The 20641-nt window shown below is 69.4% G+C and carries 20 protein-coding genes and 3 pseudogenes; 13 read left to right on the forward strand and 10 right to left on the reverse strand.

The window, feature by feature from the left end:
* The first annotated feature begins 201 nt into the window (after nt 1–201).
* Both CFW40_RS34710 and CFW40_RS34715 read left to right on the forward strand, forming a co-directional pair.
* Nucleotides 202–723 carry a tyrosinase family oxidase copper chaperone gene (locus CFW40_RS34710; RefSeq protein WP_088801718.1) on the forward strand — a complete coding sequence of 174 codons (522 nt, stop codon included), beginning with the start codon at nt 202–204 and terminating at the stop codon, nt 721–723.
* A 40-nt stretch (nt 724–763) separates the two neighbouring features.
* Nucleotides 764–1582 (forward strand): tyrosinase family protein, encoded by an 819-nt coding sequence (locus tag CFW40_RS34715; protein WP_088801720.1) that lies wholly within the window; start codon nt 764–766, stop codon nt 1580–1582.
* A gap of 479 nt (nt 1583–2061) precedes the next feature.
* Here the strand turns inward: CFW40_RS34715 and CFW40_RS37415 are convergent, their stop codons facing one another.
* Nucleotides 2062–2334: a hypothetical protein gene (locus CFW40_RS37415; RefSeq protein WP_088801721.1), complete on the reverse strand. Its 273-nt coding sequence runs from the start codon at nt 2332–2334 to the stop codon at nt 2062–2064.
* 239 nt (nt 2335–2573) lie between these two features.
* Between CFW40_RS37415 and CFW40_RS37610 the strand changes: the two are divergent.
* A pseudogene (locus tag CFW40_RS37610) lies at nt 2574–2716 on the forward strand (IS630 family transposase); the annotation flags it as partial.
* 56 nt (nt 2717–2772) lie between these two features.
* Here CFW40_RS37610 and CFW40_RS34730 read toward each other — a convergent pair.
* Complete coding sequence (locus tag CFW40_RS34730) at nt 2773–3258, reverse strand: GNAT family N-acetyltransferase (protein ID WP_088801723.1); 486 nt, start codon at nt 3256–3258, stop codon at nt 2773–2775.
* Between the two features lie 167 nt (nt 3259–3425).
* On the opposite strand from CFW40_RS34730, the gene CFW40_RS34735 reads away from it, so the two are divergent.
* The 3 genes from CFW40_RS34735 (at nt 3426) to CFW40_RS34745 (ending at nt 6266) form a co-directional block, all read left to right on the forward strand.
* The gene (locus tag CFW40_RS34735) at nt 3426–4010 is read left to right on the forward strand and encodes a TetR/AcrR family transcriptional regulator (RefSeq protein ID WP_088801725.1); all 585 of its coding nucleotides are present in this window, start codon (nt 3426–3428) and stop codon (nt 4008–4010) included.
* Complete coding sequence (locus CFW40_RS34740; RefSeq protein ID WP_088801727.1) at nt 4007–5503, forward strand: MFS transporter; 1497 nt, start codon at nt 4007–4009, stop codon at nt 5501–5503. Before CFW40_RS34735 ends, CFW40_RS34740 begins: the two co-directional genes overlap by 4 nt.
* 166 nt (nt 5504–5669) lie before the next feature.
* On the forward strand, nt 5670–6266 hold the full coding sequence (locus CFW40_RS34745) for a peptidase inhibitor family I36 protein (RefSeq protein ID WP_143034508.1): 597 nt from the start codon (nt 5670–5672) through the stop codon (nt 6264–6266).
* Nucleotides 6267–6393: 127 nt separating this feature from the next.
* Here CFW40_RS34745 and CFW40_RS37425 read toward each other — a convergent pair whose 3' ends face one another.
* Nucleotides 6394–6555, reverse strand: a complete 162-nt coding sequence (locus CFW40_RS37425; RefSeq protein ID WP_176956284.1) for a hypothetical protein — start codon at nt 6553–6555, stop codon at nt 6394–6396.
* A gap of 461 nt (nt 6556–7016) precedes the next feature.
* On the opposite strand from CFW40_RS37425, the gene CFW40_RS34750 reads away from it, so the two are divergent.
* From CFW40_RS34750 to CFW40_RS34760, 3 genes are all read left to right on the forward strand, one after another.
* Nucleotides 7017–7220 (forward strand): hypothetical protein, encoded by a 204-nt coding sequence (locus CFW40_RS34750; protein WP_256332133.1) that lies wholly within the window; start codon nt 7017–7019, stop codon nt 7218–7220.
* A gap of 352 nt (nt 7221–7572) precedes the next feature.
* Nucleotides 7573–8391, forward strand: coding sequence for a glutamate racemase (locus CFW40_RS34755; protein ID WP_176956635.1), 819 nt, complete (start codon nt 7573–7575; stop codon nt 8389–8391).
* Nucleotides 8392–8529: 138 nt separating this feature from the next.
* On the forward strand, nt 8530–9648 hold the full coding sequence (locus CFW40_RS34760; protein ID WP_088801735.1) for a M20 family metallopeptidase: 1119 nt from the start codon (nt 8530–8532) through the stop codon (nt 9646–9648).
* A gap of 87 nt (nt 9649–9735) precedes the next feature.
* On the opposite strand, the gene CFW40_RS34765 is transcribed toward CFW40_RS34760, so the two are convergent.
* On the reverse strand, nt 9736–10557 hold the full coding sequence (locus CFW40_RS34765; RefSeq protein WP_256331106.1) for a maleylpyruvate isomerase family mycothiol-dependent enzyme: 822 nt from the start codon (nt 10555–10557) through the stop codon (nt 9736–9738).
* Nucleotides 10558–10910: 353 nt separating this feature from the next.
* Between CFW40_RS34765 and CFW40_RS34770 the strand changes: the two genes are divergently transcribed.
* Nucleotides 10911–11405 (forward strand): DinB family protein, encoded by a 495-nt coding sequence (locus CFW40_RS34770; RefSeq protein ID WP_088801738.1) that lies wholly within the window; start codon nt 10911–10913, stop codon nt 11403–11405.
* 23 nt (nt 11406–11428) lie between these two features.
* Here CFW40_RS34770 and CFW40_RS38805 read toward each other — a convergent pair.
* Together CFW40_RS38805 and CFW40_RS34780 are read right to left on the reverse strand one after the other, a co-directional pair.
* Nucleotides 11429–11668 (reverse strand): annotated as a pseudogene (locus CFW40_RS38805) (Mobile element protein); the annotation flags it as partial.
* A gap of 108 nt (nt 11669–11776) precedes the next feature.
* Entirely contained in the window at nt 11777–12844 is a 1068-nt protein-coding gene (locus tag CFW40_RS34780; protein WP_088801740.1) for an RICIN domain-containing protein, read from the reverse strand.
* Nucleotides 12845–13005: 161 nt separating this feature from the next.
* On the opposite strand from CFW40_RS34780, the gene CFW40_RS34785 reads away from it, so the two are divergent.
* The gene (locus CFW40_RS34785; protein WP_088801742.1) at nt 13006–16200 is read left to right on the forward strand and encodes a BTAD domain-containing putative transcriptional regulator; all 3195 of its coding nucleotides are present in this window, start codon (nt 13006–13008) and stop codon (nt 16198–16200) included.
* Here the strand turns inward: CFW40_RS34785 and CFW40_RS34790 are convergent.
* The 3 genes from CFW40_RS34790 to def form a co-directional block, all read right to left on the reverse strand.
* Nucleotides 16121–16912 carry an ABC transporter permease gene (locus CFW40_RS34790; protein ID WP_088801744.1) on the reverse strand — a complete coding sequence of 264 codons (792 nt, stop codon included), beginning with the start codon at nt 16910–16912 and terminating at the stop codon, nt 16121–16123. The genes CFW40_RS34785 and CFW40_RS34790 overlap by 80 nt on opposite strands.
* Nucleotides 16909–17880, reverse strand: coding sequence for an ATP-binding cassette domain-containing protein (locus tag CFW40_RS34795; RefSeq protein ID WP_088801745.1), 972 nt, complete (start codon nt 17878–17880; stop codon nt 16909–16911). Before CFW40_RS34795 ends, CFW40_RS34790 begins: the two co-directional genes overlap by 4 nt.
* A 136-nt stretch (nt 17881–18016) precedes the next feature.
* The gene (def, locus tag CFW40_RS34800) at nt 18017–18679 is read right to left on the reverse strand and encodes a peptide deformylase (RefSeq protein ID WP_088801746.1); all 663 of its coding nucleotides are present in this window, start codon (nt 18677–18679) and stop codon (nt 18017–18019) included.
* 104 nt (nt 18680–18783) lie between these two features.
* Between def and CFW40_RS34805 the strand changes: the two genes are divergently transcribed.
* Complete coding sequence (locus tag CFW40_RS34805) at nt 18784–19368, forward strand: helix-turn-helix transcriptional regulator (RefSeq protein WP_088801747.1); 585 nt, start codon at nt 18784–18786, stop codon at nt 19366–19368.
* 96 nt (nt 19369–19464) lie between these two features.
* Here CFW40_RS34805 and CFW40_RS34810 read toward each other — a convergent pair whose 3' ends face one another.
* Nucleotides 19465–19941 carry a GNAT family N-acetyltransferase gene (locus CFW40_RS34810; RefSeq protein ID WP_176956283.1) on the reverse strand — a complete coding sequence of 159 codons (477 nt, stop codon included), beginning with the start codon at nt 19939–19941 and terminating at the stop codon, nt 19465–19467.
* Between the two features lie 345 nt (nt 19942–20286).
* Here CFW40_RS34810 and CFW40_RS38550 point away from each other — a divergent pair.
* Nucleotides 20287–20457: pseudogene (locus tag CFW40_RS38550) on the forward strand (Lrp/AsnC family transcriptional regulator); the annotation flags it as partial.
* Nucleotides 20458–20641 lie beyond the last annotated feature (184 nt).

Here is a 20641-nt window from a genome sequence, read left to right on the forward strand (position 1 = left end):
ACTCTGCACCTTCCCCCAGGTGTTGTCTCGTTCGTTGCCTGATCCGACGGTGCCACTTGATGATCCGTTCGTCCCTGCCAGCATGTGGCGGCGCGGGCCGATCTTCGGCACGCCGGCTGAAGCCCTCCTCTGCTGTCCAGCCACACCGGCTGCACCAGCCACAGAGGAGGAGCCGAGACGAACAGGACAGAGGAGTGGAACATGTCGCGTCCCACCCGACGCCAGGTGCTGCACGGTAGCGCCGCGGCCCTTGCCGGAGCGGCGCTCGCCGCACCGGTTGCCCTTGCCGACACCGCCGTCGCTCGCCCCGTCGGCGGTCACGGACACTCAGCGGGCGAAGGAAACCCCGGAAGCAACGGGCACCCCGGGGGGCACGAAATGCCGGAGCCCTTCAACGAGATGTACGAGGGCCGTCACATCGAGGGCTGGCCCGCCGACGAGCAAACCCCGGAGCGCGGAAGCCACGGAAGCCGTGGGAGCAGCGGAAGCCGTGGGAGCAAGGGAAGTCATCCAGATGCCCCTGCCGGCCAGGCCGGCCCGCACGACGGCATGGACTTCGTCGTCCGCATCGACAACGACGACCTCCATGTGATGCGGAACGCGGACGGTACCTGGATCAGCCTGGTGAACCACTACGAGACGTTCACCACGCCACGGGCCCTGGCGCGCGCCGCCGTTCGTGAACTTCAGGGCGCCGACCTGGTTCCGGTCGTCACCGGCTGACGCTTGCCCCTGACCGTCCCCCCACCGAGGAGTCCTCGACATGGCAGTCCGGAAGAATCAGGCGTATCTCACCGCCACCGAAAAGCGGAACTTCGTCGACGCGGTGCTGGAGCTCAAGCGCAGCGGCCGCTATGACGAGTTCATCAGCACCCACAACGCCTTCATCATCGGCGACACCGACGACGGAGAACGGACCGGCCACCGGTCCCCGTCGTTCCTCCCTTGGCACCGCAGGTTCCTGCTGCAGTTCGAAGCGGCCCTGCAGAGCATCACCCCGTCGGTCACCCTGCCCTACTGGGACTGGACCGTTGACCGCACACCCCGCAGCTCCCTGTGGGCGGACGACTTCCTCGGCGGTGACGGGCGCAGTGGTGACGGCCGGGTGGCTTCGGGGCCGTTCGCCTTCAGTAACGGCAAGTGGCCGATGAACATACGCGTGGACGGCCGGACGTTCCTGCGCCGCTCGCTCGGCACCGGCGTCCGCGAACTGCCGACCCGGGCCGAGGTGGACCGCGTACTCGCGATATCCACCTACGACGCCGCCCCCTGGAACAGCTCCTCCGATGGCTTCCGCAACAACATCGAGGGCTGGCGCGGCCCGAATCTGCACAACCGCGTGCACGTCTGGGTCGGTGGGCAGATGACCACCGGTGCCTCGCCCAACGACCCCGTCTTCTGGCTGCACCACTGTTTCATCGACAAGCTGTGGGCCGACTGGCAGCGGCTGCATCCCAAGTCGGGGTATCTGCCGACCGGCAACACACCCGATGTCGTCGACCTCCACGACACGATGAAACCGTGGAACGACGTCACCCCGGCCGATCTGCTGGATCACACCAAGTTCTACACTTATGCGTGACAGGTGCATGACAGAACCGCCGGGCTCCGCGCCCTGATGCCACCCGCTCAGGCGCCCGAGGGCTTGGCGCCCGACTCGGTGTCCGGCTCAGTGCCAGGCTCGGCGCTGGAGCCGGCGTCCGAGGCGGGGCACCAAGCCGCCGGAGGCGCGCGCGATCTGCGGCCTCACGTCCGACCGCGTGACCCACCTGCGGGCACGGCCTCGCGCGCTACGGTGCGGGGCCGTGCCGGTGCTCCGGGCAAGCCGTCCGGCGGGTGCGCTCCGCAGCAGAACTCGCCGACTGAAGAACCCGCTGTGCCGACTCGTGCGCGGAATGTATTCGCAGTCGTCCAGCTTGCCCGGTAAAGAGGCGCAGCCCCCAGCGGAGCCCTGTCCTGGTGGAATGGCGTGGAATAGAGGATGCCCGGGATGGGGAATCCCGGGCACCAGATGCGTTGCAGGCTTGACCGTCAGGAGGCGACGGTCATCAGCGGCCGCCGTCAGCCGTAGTAGACGACGATGACGCTGGGGCCGAAGCCGTAGCCGTAGTAGCCCCCGACGCCGTAGTAGTCGCCATAGTCATCGCCGAAGCCATAGCCGTGGCCGTAGTGGTCGCCCCAGTCATGGCCGCTGTCGTGGCTGGAGTAGCTGAATGGCGCATGTGTCGGGGTGGTGGCGGCAGCTGTCCCGGCAGTGGCGACCGCTGCGCCACCAGCCAGCAGGAGCCCTCCTGCGGTCAGCGCGATGGCTCGTGTCAATCGATTGGTGGACATAGGTCCACACCTTCTTATTGCTAGGGATTTAGCGGCCCGCCACCCGATGGTGTTCGCGCTACGGGCGAGAACCAGAGGTTCGGGGGCTTTCCCTGGGCGATCCGCCTCCCGGCGGCTACCCAGGCGAGTCGGTTTTGCCGCTTATGTGCCTCTTATGTGAAGCTTACACCTCTTCCTTGAAACGTCTCAAACAAGAGAGGGGTAAGAGATGGGTAATACACCCAATGCTGTTCAGCTGGGCGCTGCACGCCTGCCTGCGCCGGCGCAGTACACCAACGCCCGCCACCGAGACGTCCTGGCTGCCGAACGCCGCGAAGGCGCCGGCATCCGCCGCGCGAAGGGCATCCGCTGGGGCGGACACCCCCTCCCCGCCGTGGCCTGAACACTGCGCCGGGCACACCACCGTCACCACTCGGTGTGGTGCCACCAGCCTTTCCGTCAAGCGGGTGGAACCGGGCGTGCAGGGACTTCAAAGATGAGTTCACGCCCGTCCTCCTCGTCCCACTGCTCTCCGACCTCGACGAAGCCGAAGCCCGAGATGGTGGCCAGGGATGCCACGTTGTCAGGGGCGATCGCCGCCCGCACGGTCGTCACTGCGGGTTCGCCGGCTGCCCGGCGCAGCAACTCGGCCAGCGTGGACCGAGCGTATCCGCGGCGACGGAAGTCGGGAGCGACGGCGTAGCCGATCTCGACCATGCCGTCTCCATCAGGCGGTCCGTGGAATCCGGCACGTCCGACGACGAGACCCCGGCAGTCGACGACTGCTTGCGGCGCCATCCACCGTGCATGGCCCGGGTCGGCGGCCATCTGGTCGAGCCGGAACCTCCACAGCCACTGCGCCCTGTCGGTCACGAAATACTCGGTCAGCGAAACCCCCGCCGCTCTGCTGGCCTTGGACAGGTCTCCATCAAGCAGAGCGGACATCGCTCCGCCAGACAGTTCGACGAAGCGGACGTGTCTCGGGCTCCGCGTGAAGGGTCTTTGTTGTTCGGCTTCATCTGTCACCGGCGGATGTTCGCCGACCAACCCGAAGGATGTCCAGCGATTTCGAAGCGTAGACACTGTCTACTCAACTCTGGTAGACAGTGTCTATGAACGAGCAAGGCACGAGCCTGTGCGCCCGGTTGGTTGCGGTCGGCGTCGACCTGGTGAACAAGGAGGGGATGCAGGCGCTGACGCTACGGGAGATCGCCCGGCGCGCAGAGGTGTCGCACGGGGCTCCGCGGCGTTACTTCCCGACCCATCTGGCATTGCTGTCGGCCATCGCGCGAGAGGGGTTCGCCGACCTGGCCCAGCAGATCACCGAGGTGGCCGGCGACCACCGGGCCGACCCCCGTGCCGCGCTCATGGCGCTCGGTCGCTGCTACCTCGACTTCGCACTCAACCACCGCGGCATGTTCGAGTTGATGTTCCGTCACGATCTACTGGAGAGCAACCAACTCGGCCTGCGGGAGACCAGCCTGCCGCTCTTCCGGTTTCTCGTCGATCTGGTAACCCGGGCAGTGCCCGGAGCCGGGACCGAGCCTGCGGTACGCGCGGGCGCCCTGTGGGCGAACCTGCACGGCCTGGCCCAGCTGTGGGCGTGGGGCAGCCTCCCACTCGCTACCGGAAGCGACGATATCGAGCCGCTGCTCCGGGCCGTGCTGGACGCACACCTCGGGCCGACGGACCGGTGACCACACGACTCCACCGGCGCCTCACTCTCGTCGGCAGCATCACCGGCGCCGTACTCGTCGCCCTGGACGGCACCGTGCTCACCGTTGCCCAACCCACCCTCCAACGGGATCTGCACGCCTCGTTCGTGCAGGTCCAGTGGACCAGTACCGGCTACCTCAGCGCTGTGGCGAGCCTGCTCGTCTTCGCCGGCCGACTCGGTGACCGGTACGGCCACCAACGCCTCTTCATCATCGGGATCCTGGGCTTCGCCCTTACGTCGGCGGGAATCGGTCTGGCGCCCGGCATCGGCTGGGTGATCGGCCTACGGGTGGCCCAGGGGATCTTTGGGGCTCTGCTGCAGCCGGCCACCTTGGGGATGCTGCGTGCCACGTACCCCCGCGACCAACTGGGCATGCCGATCGCCCTGCGCACCAGCGCCATCGGGCTGTCAGCCGCAGCCGGCCCCGTCCTCGGCGGGGCACTGGTCGCCCACCTGGGCTGGCGAGCCGTCTTCTTCCTCACGGTGCTGCCCGGGCTCGTGACCGGCGTACTGGCTCTGGCCGTACGCGTGCCGAAGGAGACGCCGGCGTCTCCTCGGGATCCCTCGGCCTGCGCCGGCGCTACGGATCGTTCCCTCGCCACCCGCCTCGACCTCCCCGGGGCCTGCCTGCTCGCGGTGGCGCTGCTGTTTCTGGTGCACACCCTTGTCGCCCTGCCGGAAACGGGGTGGACGGCAGTCACGGTGACCGGAGCGGTGGCGGCCGCAGCCGCTTGTGCCGCCTTCCTCCGTCAGGAGCGGCGTAGTGCAAGTCCCCTGCTCCCCCTCGGATTTCTGAGCTCGCCGCCCGTCGCCGCAGCCTTGGCCGTCCTGCTCTCCGCGTCCGCCGCCTTGTTCGGTGCACTGTTCGTCAGCACCTACTTCCTGCAGGGCGTCCTCGGGCTGGATCCGCTGCAGAGCGCTCTGCGGGTGCTGCCCCTGGCCGTGCTGATGGTGCTGGGGGCTCCGGCCGCGGCGGTACTCCAGCGTCGGTACGGTGCCCGACGTACGACCGTGACGGCGATGGTTCTTCTCGCCCTCGGCGTCCTGGTGCTGTCCCAACTCGACCGGGCATCGACGGCACCGGCCATCAGCGGTGGATTCCTGCTGCTGGGCGCCGGGTTCGGCGCGGTGATGGTCACCGCGACAGCTGTCCTCGTGCACCAGGCGCCGGTGGAACACGCCGGGGTGGCCGGCGGACTGCAGCAGACCGCGATGAATACCGGTCCGACGCTGGGCGTCGCGGTGGCAACCATGCTGATGACCCTCATCGCACCGACCGCAGCCGCCGAAGGGCCGTCCATCGGCGGAACGCACCGGACCCCCGAGGCTTTCACCGCAGCCATGAGCACCACGTTGCTGGTCCTCGCGTCCCTCGCCGCGCTCGGAACACTGGCCGCGGGCGCACTGCCACGTCGCACGAAGGGAGCCGGGGCACCGCAGCGGCCGACGGCTGGTGCCGGGAGGGCCGGCTGAGGATGACGACTTGCTTGCTCGTACTTGGTGTCGCGGCCTTGCCGCGTCTGTGCGGCGAGGCGATTCAGTCATCGTTGAACCGGGGCGCGAGGGGGAGCGGAGGAGCGGGAGGGCGGCGCACACCCCAGCAGGCCCCAGCAGGAGTGAGGTCTCGACAAAGGAAGGCGTGCATGACGCGCGCAACCGAACAAAATTTCACCGCCCGACAAGGTTATTGCGCGAGGGTGAGCCGAGGCGCAATCGCATCCATGAGTTCAATACGTGTCCAGGGCTCATGGAAAAGCGTCCGATGTTCGGTAAATTGAGCATCCGGGAATCCCGTTCACGCAGTATCCATTCCATCACCCAGAGGATTCGGAGTAGGTCATTGTTCCGCAAGCGTGAAAAAGCCTCCGCAAGCTTCGTCGTCGCCCTCGTACTCGGCGCCGTCGGCTTCACGACCCCGGCACAGGCAGCGCCGAGCTGCCCGGGGGAAAGCCTCTGTTCCTACAGCGGGACTGGGCTCTCGGGCGACGTCACCGTTATTCCGGCCTCGAATATCGAGAAGGCGGGCACTGATGGTGTGAAGCTGCCGACTTCGGCACGGTCGTTTGTCAACGGCACGCACTTCACTCTTCGTTACGGCCCCGCCCGGCGGGCGATCTGCGTCCGTTTTCCCTGCTATCAGTACGCCACGCTCGGGAAAATCGCCCCGGGGGCCCAGCTGTCGTCTCTCCCCAACGCCGAGAGAGCCCTCACCGTGGGGGAGGACTTCGGCGACTGATCGACACCCTCGGGTGCGGGGCGGGCTCCGTGTGACGCACGGGAGAGACGTGTCCGGAATGCCCAGCATGCATGTGTGCCTGTCGGCAGTGGTCGCGAACCGATGTCCGTGACGTGCCGGCGGACACTCAGAACAGGTGGGATGCCATCCACATGACGAGTACGTACAGGCCCGCCCCGGCCCCGCCGACAACGGCGAGCCACAGCAGCGCCCCGACCGGCCACGGGACAGGTTCCTCGGGCTTGGGCGGGGTGACGGGGCAGCAGTTCGAGCAGTGCGGATCGGGCATGCCTCATCGTTGCGCACGCGCCGCGGCAGGGGGTAGGTCTGGGCGGGCCAGAACATACGAGCGCACGGGCTGATCGAGCTAATTGAGCTGGTCGAGCGGCGAACCGGTCGAAGCCAGGCGACGCGCCAGGCAGGCCGGCGAACTCCGAGTCGGCCAAGTCAGCCCGCAAGGGATCTGGTCGTTGACCACGCCGCCCCTCCGCTGAGCCACATCGATGCCACCGCACTCGGTGATCGATTCCCCGGCGCGGGGCCGGTATGTCGGGTCGGCATGCGTGGGCGGGGTGGTCTGTGTCTCATCGCGCGTCGGGCATGGCGTGGTGGAGCCCGGGTACCGGCTCAGGACACCACACCGCGCACCACCCACTACCCCTCAGCCACGACCCTCCACACCGCACAGCCATAGAGGAGGCGCGTTAACTGATGTCCCGTCGTGACACGTCCAGCGAAGAGGGCACTCCAGTGCCCCACGACCTGCCGAGCCACCAGGCTGATGCCGCCAGTGACGTGCCTGATCCGTGGGACCCCGAACTTTCACAGAGCGAAGGTGAGGGGCCTGATGAGACGGTTCCCGACACCGATCAGGCCGGCACCGGGCGGACCGGCGTTCCGAAGGCCCCGGGCGTGCGCTCCGACCAGCCCGTTCCGCAGGAGCCGGTCGACTGACCTCGCCGAATTGGCCTGGCGAACGGCCTGGCCGGGGAGGCGTTGTGCCCGCACCGTAGCCGCCGACGGACGGCGGCTACGGTGCGGGCGCAACGCCTCCACTCGCCGGACCCGTACCACTCTCCCGAGATTGGTCCTGCCGTGGGGACCAATGACGGAACAGACTCTCCGCCAGTGCATGGAGCAACCGGCGTACGAGAGGCGAACTGGCGTGGAGCAGGACGACAGGGACCGGCGTGAGCGCGAACGTGAGCGCTGTCACGAGGTGCATCGCACAGGCACCACAGGCCCGATAGACCCGATAGGGCCGGTATACCCGGCAGCCGTACAGACGCCGCCGCGCGAGGGCAGGCTGAAGATCGCGCTCATGGATGCGGGGATCGGACTGCTGGCGGCAGCCGCCGCGGTACGCCGTCTGCGGCCCGACGCCGATCTCGTCCTGTCCTCCGATCCCGACGGCATGCCCTGGGGGCCGCGCTCCTCGCAGGAGCTCACGGCCCGTGCCCTTACCGTCGCCGAAGCGGCTGCCGTACACCGTCCCGATGTGCTGATCGTCGCCTGCAATACCGCTTCCGTGCACGCCCTGCCCGCCCTGCGTGCCCGTCTGGAGCCGGACCTGCCCGTCATCGGGACCGTCCCGGCGGTCAAACCGGCCGCCGCGGGTGGCGGGCCGGTCGCCGTCTGGGCCACCCCCGCGACCACAGGAAGTCCCTACCAGCGGAGTCTCATCGAGGAGTTCGCGGCCGATGTGAACGTCACCGAGGTACCGTGCCCCGGGCTCGCCGACGCAGTCGAGCACGCGGACGACATGGCCATCGGACGTGCGGTCGCCGCCGCCGCGGAGCGCACCCCCGACGGGGCAAGGGCAGTCGTCCTGGGCTGCACCCACTACGAGCTCATCGCCGAACGCATCCGCGCGGCCCTGCAGCGCCCGGGCCGTCCACCGCTCGCTCTGTACGGTACGGCCGACGCGGTCGCCGCCCAGGCGCTGCGCCGGATCGGTCAGCAGCCCACTCCTGGGACTCCTGACGAGGGCACCCTGACCGTGATCCTCAGCGGCCGCGAGGAGGAACTTCCGCCGGCGGCACGGGTGTACGACGAAGGCCGACTGCTGCAGGCGGGCCGCCGCGGTCGAGACCGGCTGCCCCTGTCGTCGGGCGGCCGTCCGTGAGCAGCCTTGCGAGGCCTTCGATCCGGACGGCGTCCGGGCCGTCGGCCAGTGCCGCCACGCCCGTCCCGCCGCCCCGCAGGCCTCCGTCCCTTCGCCCACGGCGCCGGTCCGCCACGGCGTGCCGACTAACCTTGCCGTATGACGATGCACAAGACCGTCCAGGTACGGGTCGACGCGATGCTCGATGACCTCAGGACACTCGTCGAAACCGAGTCCCCTTCGCGTGACCTCGACGCCTTGACGGCATCGGCCAAAGCTGTCGCCGCCATCCTGGAGAACCGCCTTGGCGGGCGGGCCGTTCTCGTCGAGAGCGAAGCCGGGACGCACGTCCACTGGACAGGGGGTGGCGATCCCGCCGTACTGGTCCTCGGTCACCACGACACGGTGTTTCCGCTCGGCACCCTTGAACGCCGCCCGTTCAGGGTCGAAGGCGGGTATGCGACGGGCCCCGGGGTCTTCGACATGCTTGGCGGGCTGGTGCAGGCCGTTCATGGTGTGGCGACGCTCGACGACCGGTCGGGCGTCGAGATCCTGGTGACCGCCGACGAAGAGGTCGGCTCCGGTTCTTCTCGCGCTCTTCTCGAAGAACGAGCCCTTGCCTGTGGCGCTGTGCTCGTGTTGGAGGGGGCCGCTGATGGCGGAGCCTTGAAGACCGGCCGCAAGGGCTGCGGCACGTTCCAGGTCTCCATCGCGGGCCGGGCGTCCCACGCGGGCCTGGAACCCGCGGCCGGCGTCAACGCCCTGGTTGAGGCCGCCCATCAAGTACTGGACATCGCAGCGCTCAGCCGCCCCGACATCGGTACGACCGTTACCCCGACCGTCGCGTCCGCGGGAACCCTGGACAACGTCGTTCCCGCTGAGGCAACCGTCATCGTCGACGTCCGGGTCGAGTCGGCCGGCGAGAAGGAACGCATCGAAGCCGCGTTCGCGGCACTCGCACCGCATCTCGATGAGGCGCAGATCGCGGTCCAGAGAGCTGTCAGCCGACCACCGATGCCCGAGTCGGCGTCGGCCGAGCTTTTCGCGGTGGCACAACAGTTGCTTCCTGACCTCGAAGGCAAGGCGGTCGGTGGCGGAAGCGACGGCAACTTCACGGCCGCGCTGGGGGTGCCCACACTTGACGGTCTGGGAGCAGTCGGGGGCGGTGCCCACGCCGACCACGAGTACCTGGTGGTCGACGCCATGGCCGAGCGGGCCAACCTTGTTGCCGGACTGGTGAACGTGTTGCAGAAGAAGGAGCAGAACGAGACCAGATGAGGGGGATGAGGGGGAGGGAGGCGGAGGGAGCGGAGGTGGAGCGTGTGCGCGACCTGGGCCGCGTGCTGCGTGCGCTGTTCGCCGGGTTCAGGGTGCCTTGAAGAGAGTCGGGAAGCGCGGAGCGAGCCAGGGCTTGCGGCCTCGGACGAGGAGGTGACCGCGGGCGAGGGCGCTCCACTGGCCGCGGCGTCCGAGTGCCAGCAGGAGGAAGGTGACCGGCTCGATGAGAATGGTGCAGTCCGGGCGGGCAGGCGGCGGTGAGTCAACGGATACCGCACCGTTGGTCACCGTCACGCCGAAGCGGGCACCACTCCACAAGCGGATCGCGTAGCCGGCGGTGAGCCCGGCTGTGCGGGAGGTGTCGGTCACCCGCGGCATGGCGGTGACCAGGAACGGCAGGGTCAGCTCGACCCGGGCGTGGTCGATCATGTGCGGTCGGCCCAGTGCACGGGCGAGGTCGTAACCGTGGCCAAGCATGTGCGTGAGCAGGTACGACCCCAGCACGGCCGGGGCCATCGGACCCAGCGGGGTGACGACCGTTTCTTCCGTGGGGCCCTCGTCCCACGCCTTGAGGTAAGCATCGGCCTGCGCCACGATCATCGCGGCCAGCGGCTCGGCCCTCCGCTCGTCGAACTCGGCGAGTGCTTGCTCATTGGCCGAGGCGAGGCTCTGCGGGGTGCCGTCCCCATAATTGCGTGCGTGCCCGGCCGCGATGTCGGCCATCAGTTCGTTGGCCTGCGCCAGATGCGCCGCCGCCTCTCCGACGTTCCACTCCGACCCGGGTACCGGAAGCCCCGTGTCGGCGCCCCGGCGCAGCAGCGCGGCGATGTCCCCGGCGGTCTCGCGTATGGCCGCAGCGAGCCCGTCGGGCAGTGTGCCCGGTACGTCCTGCCCAGCCACCGGTTCCACGCCGTGCCACTCCTCGATCTCGTACCCGCGCCCGTGCCTCTGCCCGTCCTCGGTCCCGTGCCCGTGCCCGTGCATGAGGCCTGCGCCACCGGGCGGCCGCAGTCGTTGCGGCGTCGCTGATCACCGGGATCAGGGGGATCACCGGGACCACCGGGAGTACAGGAGACCAGGCAACGGAGGCTGCGACAAGACCTCGGGCTTCGCACCACGGCCTTTCCCCGTCGATGAATGCGGGCGCTCGTGATGCCACCGCTGACGTGATCGACGGCATGAAGGTACTAGTGCCGCATCAGGCAACGTTCGCCCTGTAATTCGCGGCGCGGTGCGGGACGGGTGCCGCTAGAGTCACCTGCATGGCTGAGACTCAGCGCCGCCCGGTGCCCCGCAATGACGGTGGTGAACTGGACACCGCGATGGCTTTCCTATCGTTCGCCAGGCAGTGCGTGGTGAAGAAGACCGACGGCCTGACGGAGGAGCAGCTACGCCGGGTCCTGGTGGAGTCGGGGACCACGCTGCTGGGCCTGGTCCATCACCTGACTCTGGCGGAGCGGTTCTGGTTCGGGTATCACGTGGCCGGTCGGAAGTCGGACGATCCCGGGGATGTTGGCATGCAGGTGCCGGCCGGTCGCAGTGGCGGGCAGGTGCTGGCCGAATACCATGCGGCGATCGCGGCCAGCGACGCCGCGATTTGTTCCGTCGGCGACCTGGGAGAGCCTGTCGCGATTCCGGTCGAGGGCACGTTCCTCTCGGTGCGATGGGTCGTTGCTCACATGACCAGCGAGACCGCCCGGCATGCTGGTCATGCCGATATTCTGCGGGAACAGATCGACGGGATGACCGGGCGCTAGGGGAGACACCCCCTAGCGCTGTATCAGGCACCGTTCGCCTTGCCGATCACGTCGCGGAGCCGTTGGTCGTCGGCGTGCTTGTTCCGCCAGATGATGGAGCGGCGGATCATGTTGCCCTGCTCCTTGTGGCTGGCGTGGTCGGTGCCGTCGAGGGTGAAGCAGCGCAGGGCGGTGAACTGGGCCTCGATGCGGTTGGGCCAGGAGTTGTTGGTCGGCGTGTAGGCGAGCTCGACGCTGTTGGCCGTGGCCCGATCCCCGACCCGGGGGGCGCCGGCGGCGTACTGGTGGGCCCGCTCGGTAGCGGTCGCTCGGGCCCACTCCCTTTTCCGGCAGTCCGGCAGTCCGGCAGTCCGGCAGTCCGGTATGTCGGTTCAGCCGTTGCAGGTCGTGAAGTCCGGGCTGGTCTGGGCCAGGTAGATGCTGGACCGGCCCTGCTCGTCACTCTTCAGTGGAACGGTGACGGTGTCCCTCGCCTGCCACGGGAATCCGCTCGCGTCGAAGGTCCACTGCCCGGTCACCTTGGTCGCCAGCTCCGACAGTGCCACCCACCCGTACTGGTGCGACGGAACGGTGATCGTCAGGCTGTTGCCGAGATCTTCCCGCACGTCATAGGTGACCTGACCGGAAACGGTGAGGCTGACGCTGGTCTGCACGGGGCTCGCGGCACCCGTTCCGAGGCCGGAGGTGAAGGTCACTCCGAGCTGGCTCGACCAGCCGGTGGAGGTGTTGAGGGAGAACGTCCACGGTACCGGCGCCTCGGTGCCGTTGTACCAGACGGGGGAGACGCACTTCTTCGGCAGCGGCTCGGCCGGTGCCTGGGAGCCCTTGGTCCATGAACAGGTGGAGCTGTCCTTCTGGCAGCGCTTCGACGCGTAGTCGACGGCGGCCTTGAGCGCCGCTTCGTCGGCGCTGCTCGGGATCTTCCACTGTTGGGCCTTGGTGCCGTTGCAGCCATAGGTCTGCGTCCAGGCATCGTCGTACTGCGCGGCACGGACCACATCAAGGCACTTGTTGTCCCCGGCGCTACGGATCATGAATGTGTCCGTGGCGCCGTTGACGGGCTGGAAGTACCAGCGCTGCGCGGAAGAGCCGGAGCAGGACTGCTGCTTGAGCGGGAGCCCGGCCTCGATGCACTTGCCGGTGTCGCCGTTGACGAGGGCGAAGGACGAGTCGGATCCCTGAAAGCGGGCGTCCCACTTCTGGTGGTAGCCCGGCGGGGAGTTGGTGACGATGAAGACGCCGTCTCCGGTGTTGCCGTTCTGCACATCCAGGTTCCGTCCGCCGTTGACCGACGTGAACGTCAGGCAGGACAGGCCTGAGCAGGTGTCTGCGGCCCGCGCGATACCGGCCTGGGCGACGACGAGGCCCAGCGTGATGCTGAGCGTGGCGACAAGAACGGTGAACGCTGTGGATAAGACCGCTGATCTGGGCGGCTTCATGTCAGTGCAACCCCTCTGTCCGACTGCGGTATGGGTGGTGCATTCCACCTTGTTGACCGCACTATTGCTGCTACCGCCGATTTTGAGTAGTGCGCCGCAGCAAGTGCCGTACCCATGAAGCAAGTTCGGGCAGGCGCCGGCGTTTTGGCTAATCTGCAGGAGTGACCATCGAACTGACGCTGCTGACGCGTGTCGCCTACCGCGGAGAGGAGGTCACCGCGCCCCGGCTCCGCGGCCTCCTCGCGCTGCTCGCGGGCGATCTGCGTACGGGCTGCAGCACCGAACGGCTGGTGGAAGGGCTGTGGCCGGACGCGTTGCCGGACCGGCCGGGGAAGGCGGTGCAGGTCCTGGTGTCCAGGGCACGGGCGCGGCTGGGCACCGGCGTCCTCGTCAGCACGCCGAGCGGATACCGGCTCGCCCTCGACGACGAGCAGGTCGACAGCTCCGCCCTGCTGCTGCACGCCGCCGCCGGCGCGGACCGGGCCAGGGCCGGGGACCATGCGGGGGCGCTGACCGCGGCCGAAGCCGGGCTCGCGCTGTGGGAGGGCGCGCCTGACACGGTCGCCGTCGCCGGTGACCCCGTAGCCGCGTTGCGCGCCGAGCGTGCCCCCGTCCGCGGCATGCTCGTACGCGCGCGGGTGCTCGCGCTCGCCCGTCTGGGGCGGCACGCGGAGGCGGCCGGACCGCTGGCCCTCGCCGCCTCGGAGCATCCGCGCGACGAGGAGCTGCTTGCCGAGCTGCTGCGCGGTGAGGCGGCGACGGTGGGCCCGTCCGCCGCGCTGACACGGTACGAGGCGTACCGCCGTGAGCTGCGCGACGAGCTCGGCACGGACCCGGGCGCCGGGCTCAAGGCCGTACAGCAGGAGCTGTTGCGCGGCGAGGCACCGGTGGTCAGGCACGGCGTGCCGCACGAGCCGAACCCGCTGCTGGGGCGGGACGACGACATGGCGGCGGTGGCGCGGCTGCTGCGCGCCTCCCGCGCGGTCACCGTCGTCGGCCCCGGCGGTCTCGGCAAGACCCGGCTCGCATACGCCGTCAGCCGCCGGGCCGAGCAGCGCGTGGTGTATGTCGTGCCGCTCGCCGGCGTCACCGCGGACGAGGACGTGGCCGCGGAGGTGGCCTCCGCGCTCGGCACGGGCGAGGGGCGGCACGGCGCCCTGAGCGGTCACGCCTCGGCCGACCCGCTGACCGGCATCCTCGGTGCGCTCGGCGCCGGGCCCGCTCTGCTGGTGCTGGACAACTGCGAGCAGGTCATCCGGGGCGCCGCCGCCCTCGTACAGGACCTGGTCTCGTTCTCGAGGGACCTGCGGGTGCTCGTCACCAGCCGGGCCCCGCTGGACCTCACCTCGGAGGCGGTGTACGTGCTGCCGGAGCTCGGCCTGGACAGCTCGGTCGAGCTGTTCGCGCAGCGGGCCCGGGCCGCCCGGCCCGGTGTGGAGCTGCCGCCGGATGCGGTGGCCGCGCTGTGCCGCCGGCTCGACGGGCTGCCGCTCGCCGTGGAGTTGGCCGCGGCGCGGGTGCGGGTGCTGTCGGTGCCGGAGATCGCCCGCCGCCTCGGCGACCGGTTCGCGCTGCTGCGTGGCGGGGCGCGTGATGCGCCGGAGCGCCATCGCACGCTGCACGCGGTCGTGGAGTGGAGCTGGAACCTGCTCGCCACGGACGCCAGGGCGGCGCTGCTCACCCTGTCCGTCTTCCCCGGTGGCTTCTCGGGCGAAGCGGCGGAGCAGGTGCTGGGCGGGGAGGCGCTGCTTCTGCTGGAGCAGGCTGTCGGTCAGTCGCTGCTCACCGTCGCCGACAGCCCGGTCGGCGTGCGGTTCCGGATGCTGGAGACCGTACGGGAGTTCAGCGCGGCCCGGCGGGCGGAGGCGGGAGGGGAAGAGGAGGCGATCGGCCGATTCCTGACCTGGGCAAGGGAATTCGGGGCCGCGTACCACGACTGGGTTTTCGGCCCGGAACCGCGGGCCGCCCGGGAGCGGATCAGGGCCGAGCAGGACAACCTCGTGGCGGCCCATCGGTACGCCCTGGCCCGTGCGGACGGCCCCACCACGGCTGCTGTCACCGCCGTCCTCGCCGCCTTGTGGTCCACCGACTCCAACTATCCGCGCCTCACCGCCCTCGCCGCCGACACCGGCCCGCCGCTGTCGCACTACCGTCCCGAGCCCGAGTACGTCGAAGTTGCCCGCGCGGCCGCGGTGTTGTGCATGGCAAGCCTGCTCATGGACTACGGCCCGCACGCCGACGTCACCCGCCAGCTCGTCACCCTCAGGCGGCTGCCCCCGGCCCCGCCGGACACGCTGCTGCGCGCCACCGCCGTGGTGCTGAGCGTGGTCCCCGAGATGCTGCCTCCCGGCTACGAAGTGCTGCACAAGCTCTGCGACGGCGAGCAGCCGCTCGTCGCCGGCATCGCCGAATGCGTCGCCACCTACATCTGGGAGTACGAACACGACATCGACCGCGCGCTCGCCTCGGCCCGCCGGATGACCATCGCTCTGGCACCGACCGGCATCCCGTCCCTGCAGCTCGTGGGCCATTCCCGGCTGAGCGAGCTGTGCTTGAGGACGGGGCGGGGCGAGGCCGCGTACCGGCACCTCAAGGCGGCGCTCGAAGTGCTGCCGCGGCTCGGCGACGCGCACGACTACATCGGCATCCGTTCGGCCCTCGCCCTCGCTTGCCTGCAGCGCGGCGACTGTGACGAGGCCGAGCACTGGCTGCGGCAGGCTGAGGTCGACAACACCCCACGGCAGGACACCTTCTACAGTCCCGACCTCGGCGTGCGCGCCGAGATCGCCCTCGCCCGCGGGCTGCCGGAGGTCGGGCTCGGGCTGTGGCGCAGCGCCCTGGAGCAGATGCCGAGTGAGGGCTCGATGCACAGCGGCGACCCCTGGCTCGACCCGTGGGCGCTGCAGATCCAGTCAGCGGTGGTGTCGGCGCACGCGCACGCCGGCCTTCTTGAGCCTGTCGCGGAGCTGGTCGTCCGGTTGCGGCTGCGGCTGCGCACTCTTCTCTCCGGCCCGTCGCACTCGCCGCTGGAGCTCCCTGTGGTCGGGACGGTGCTGCATGCGCTCGGCATGGCCGGGCTCGCGTCCGGCGACGCCGGTGGCATACGGATGATCGCGCTGGCCGAACGGCTGCGGGTGCTGCGCGAGTTCCAGCCGACGATGTCGGCGGCCCGTGCCCGGCAGGCGGCCGAGGACGCCGGCCGGGCGGCGTACGCCGAGGCGGTGTCGGAGTACGCCGCCCTGGGGCGGGACGAGCTGCGGGAGGCAGCCCGCGCGCTTATTTCGGGTCGCGGTGGAACAGCCGCGTCGACCAGCCGTACCCGAAGGCGGCCAGCCCCAGACACCAGAGGATCGTGATCCACCAGTTGTTGCCGATCTCGCTGCCGAGCAGCAAGCCGCGCAGCGTCTCGATGGCCGGTGTGAACGGTTGGTATGCGGCGATCGGCTGGAACCAGCCCGGCATCGCGTCGACCGGGACGAAGGCGCTGGAAAGGAACGGGAGGAGGAGCAGCGGCAGGGCGTTATTGCTGGCCGCCTCCGCGTTCGGGCTGGCCAGGCCCATGCCGACGGCGATCCAGGTGAACGCCACGGCGACCAGCACGAGCAGCCCGAACGCTGCCAGCCACTTCAGGGCGGTGGCGTGCGGGGACCGGAAGCCGATGGCCACGGCGACGGCGCCGACGAGGACCACACTGATGACCGCCTGCAGCACGCTGCCGATCACATGCCCGATGAGCACCGACCCGCGGTGGATCGCCATCGTACGGAAGCGGGCGATGATGCCCTCGGTCATGTCCATGGAGACGGACACCGCGGTCCCTGCCGGGGTGGCGCCGATGGTCATCATCAGGATGCCCGGGACGAGATAGGCGAGGTACTCGGAGCGGTCGGCGCCGCCACCGCCGATGCCCGCACTCATCACCTCGCCGAAGACAAAGACGAAGAGCAGCAGCAGGACGATCGGCGTCAACAGGATGTTGAGGGTGAGCGACGGGTAGCGCCGTGCGTGCAGGAGGTTGCGGCGCAGCATCGTGGACGAGTCGCGTACGGCGAGGGAGAGGGAGCTCATCGGACGGCCTCCTTGGGCTCGTTGGGGACGGGGGTGCCGCCGGTCAGGGCGAAGAACACGTCGTCGAGGTCAGGGGTGTGCACGGTCAGCTCGTCCGCCTCGATGCCGACCGAGTCCAGCCGGTCGAGGAGGGCGCGCAGCTCGCGCTGGCTGCCGTCGCAGGGGAGCTGCAGCGCGAGGGATGCGTCGTCGCGGGGCGCCTTGCACAGCGCGACGGCGGCGGTCCGGTACGTGACCGGGTCGGCGAACCGCAGCCGCACGTGCCGACCCGGGACGAGCCGCTTCAGCTCGTCGGCGCTCCCCTCGGCAGCGATCTTGCCGTCGTTCAGCACCGCGATGCGATCGGCGAGCTCGTCGGCCTCCGCCAGATACTGGGTGGTGAGGAAAACGGTGACACCGTCGGAAACCAGCTCGCGGATGATTCCCCACATGGTGTGGCGGCTGCGCGGGTCGAGGCCGGTGGTGGGCTCGTCGAGGAAGATGATCCGCGGGTTGCCGACCAGCGTCATGGCGATGTCGAGGCGGCGCTTCATGCCACCGGAGTAGGTGGCGGCGGGCTTCTTCGCAGCGTCCACCAGATCGAAGCGCTCCAGCAGCTCGGCGGCGGTGCGGCGGCCCGCGCGGCGGGAGAGGTGGTGCAGGTCCGCCATGAGGAGCATGTTCTCCTCGCCGGTGATCAGGCCGTCGATGGCGGAGAACTGCCCGGTGACGCCGATCGCTTCCCGCACGGCCTGCGGGTCGACGGCCAGGTCGTGGCCGCCGACGCGCAGATCACCGGCGTCGGCGGTGACGTGGGTGGAGAGGATCTTGACGGCGGTGGTCTTGCCGGCGCCGTTCGGGCCGAGCAGGGAGAAGACGGTGCCGGCCGGCACCGCCAGGTCGATGCCGTCGAGGACCGTCTTGTCCCCGTAGGCCTTGCGCAGCCCCTTGGCGGCGATGGCGAGTGAGCGCGAGGTCGGTGTCGTCATGCCGCAGAGAGTGCGGCAGGGCGCATTCAGCGTGGTTTCAGGAGGGTTTCATCACCTTGAAAGCAGGCTGCTTCGGACAGGCCCGTAGGCCCATCGGGCCCTTCTGCGATGAGGTTGCGCCCGGCTGCCGGTTGGCTCACCGGCCCAGGCCGGCGGCTTTGAGCTCGCGTCGGGCGAGAACGTCCGCGCAGCGGTCGTCCATCTGCCGCAGTGCGTCGCGGCGGTCCCGCCGGGAGAGCCGGTCGAGATAGGTGTGCCCGAGGAGGTGATCGGTCTCGTGCTGCAGACACCGGGCGAAGTACCCCATTCCCTCGATCACGAGGGGAGCGCCGTCCTTGTCGAAGCCGCGCACGACGGCACGATCGGTCCGCGGGACCGCCATGGCCGCACCGGGTACGGACAGGCACCCTTCGAAGTCGTCGACGAGCCGGCGGTGGCCGGCCTCGGGCTGGTCGAGAACGGGGTTGAGGAGGTGGCCGACGTGCCGGACTCCGTCGTCGTCCGGGCAGTCGTACACGAACAGCCGCAGGTCGACGCCGACCTGATTGGCAGCCAGGCCGGCACCGTCGGCCACCCACATGGTCAGGAACATGTCGTCGATCAGCGCCGACAGCTCGGCGGTGCCGAACTCGGTCACCTCACGGCATCGACGGTTGAGGATTTCTTCACCCACCCTCGTGATCCGGCGTACCGAGCCCCGCCCGGCTTCCGGGGGCAGGGCCGGATAGGAAGAGACCGGGATGCCCTGGACACGGACCCGCCGGTCGATGGCGCGAGGCTGCTCGTGAGGAACAGGCATCGTGGGTTTTCCTTCGTGTGGAGTCAAGGAGGCATCGACGAGCCGAAGTCGGCGCGGGATACGGCTAGTTGCGAAGTCCTTTGCAAAGTAGCAGACTTTGCAAAGTGACTGAAGAAGATGTCGACCGCCCGACCGGCCGTCCCTCCACCGCCGGTGAGGGATTGCGCGAGCACGAGGTCCGCACAGCCCTGCTCGACCTGCTCGCCGAGGTCGGCGTCGTCACGGCGACCGAAGCGGCCGCCCGGCTGGGCTACAGCTCCGGACTCTGCTCATTCCACCTACGACAGCTCGCCCGCCACGGCCACATCGAAGAAGCCCCTCACCGGGGAGGCCGCGCACGTCCTTGGCGCCTGCGCCGGCCGGCGGCCGCGCCCGACCCGTCCACGGAGGAATTCGGCGCTCTCGCCCGCGGCCTGGAGGACGAGAGCTGGCAGCACTGGCTCGACCAGCGAGAACAGGCACCGGCCGAGTGGCGCCGCGATGAAGCGTTCAGTGCCGTCGCCTACCTGACATCCGAGGAGATGAACCGGATGGCAGCGGTGATCCGAAGGGCGCTCGCCCCCTACCAGGACCGCGACCACCGGCCTCTGGCCCGCCCCGAGGGCGCCCGGCCGGTCGCCCTCATCACCCGGCTGTTCCCTCTGCTTCCCCACCAGGCGGACGACTCGGACGACGCGGACGAGGGCTGAGAAGCCGAGGTCCCTCCGCGGCGCGCGGGATTGCGGCCCCGCACTGTTGCCCCGGCCCGGGACGGGCAGGCGTCGACTTCGACTTCGACTTCGATGTCAGAGCTGCTGGTCCAGGTGCACGGTCGTGGGGGAGAAGCCTGCAGCTCGGTAGAACTCACGAGCGTCCGCATTGAAGTGCCAGACGTTCGTGACGAGGCGTCGACATCCTGCCGCGCGCCCCACTTCACGTACGGCTTCGAGCAGCGCTGCGCCGACACCCCTACGGGCGGCTTCGGGGACCACGGCGATCTGATCCAGCGACACGATGACCTCGGAGTGCGTCAGAGCAGTGCCGGGCCGGTCTTTGACTCGGGCGAGAGCGTATCCGAGGGCTTTGCCTTCCGCGCCGTCGGCGAGGAGCACAGTGACGGAGGGATCGGCGATCCGAGCGCGGAAGAAGGCTTCGACGCCATCCCCCTCCGGGGAGCCGACGAACAGGTCGGGACGGTGTTGTGTGTGCAGGTCATGAACGATGTGGTTGAGGGCCGAGAGCAGGGCAACGTCGCCTGCAGAAGCGGTGCGAATCCGGATCACGTCGCCATCCTGGCCGGTGGCTGCTGCCGTTGCCACACATTTCGGGGCCTGGGCCGGCGCACTTGGAGGCATCGGGTCTCCTGCCAGTCCTCGTCGTTACCCGGCCGCCTACGTCCCCGGTCCAGCCGTTTCGTACGCCCCCGCGTGCCGGCGACGCCGGCACCGTGTCAAACGACCTGTCACGGACACCGGGAATCCCTCCGACCCGGTACCGTCCCCCCACCACCGGGGGAGTCACGTCGGATGCCCGGGGGGGTCAGCGGTTGGCGAGCAGTGCGAGTTTGCTGAGCCGGTGATGCCACTCCCGTCGGGCGAGGCCCAAGTACTCCTCGCCGCTGGCGGGGTGGTGACATGCTGTGCCGTTTGGTGGCACTCTCGAATGCCGGCTTGGCGCGCGTGATCGACCGGATGGCGGGATGCGACGGCATGGTGCGGGCCTCGACGGCGATCATGTTGGAGAATCCGGTGCCGCTCCGGATCACTCCACCGGTGCGCCAGGCGTCGCGGCAGGCGCCGTACGGACCGCTGACCGCTGGAGGACCGGCCTTGAAGGAGGGACCGAGAAGTGACCTTCTGGGAGTACCTGGGCACCCGCTGCCGGCAGCTGCTGGTGGGCGCCTGTCAGCACGCCGGCGCCCTCTTCCCGTGCATGGTCGTCGCCACGGTGCTCGGGGTCTTGACCAGCATCCTCACCCACCGC

This window comes from Streptomyces sp. 2114.4 (assembly GCF_900187385.1).
In the GTDB taxonomy this organism is placed as follows: Bacteria; Actinomycetota; Actinomycetes; order Streptomycetales; family Streptomycetaceae; genus Streptomyces; species Streptomyces mooreae.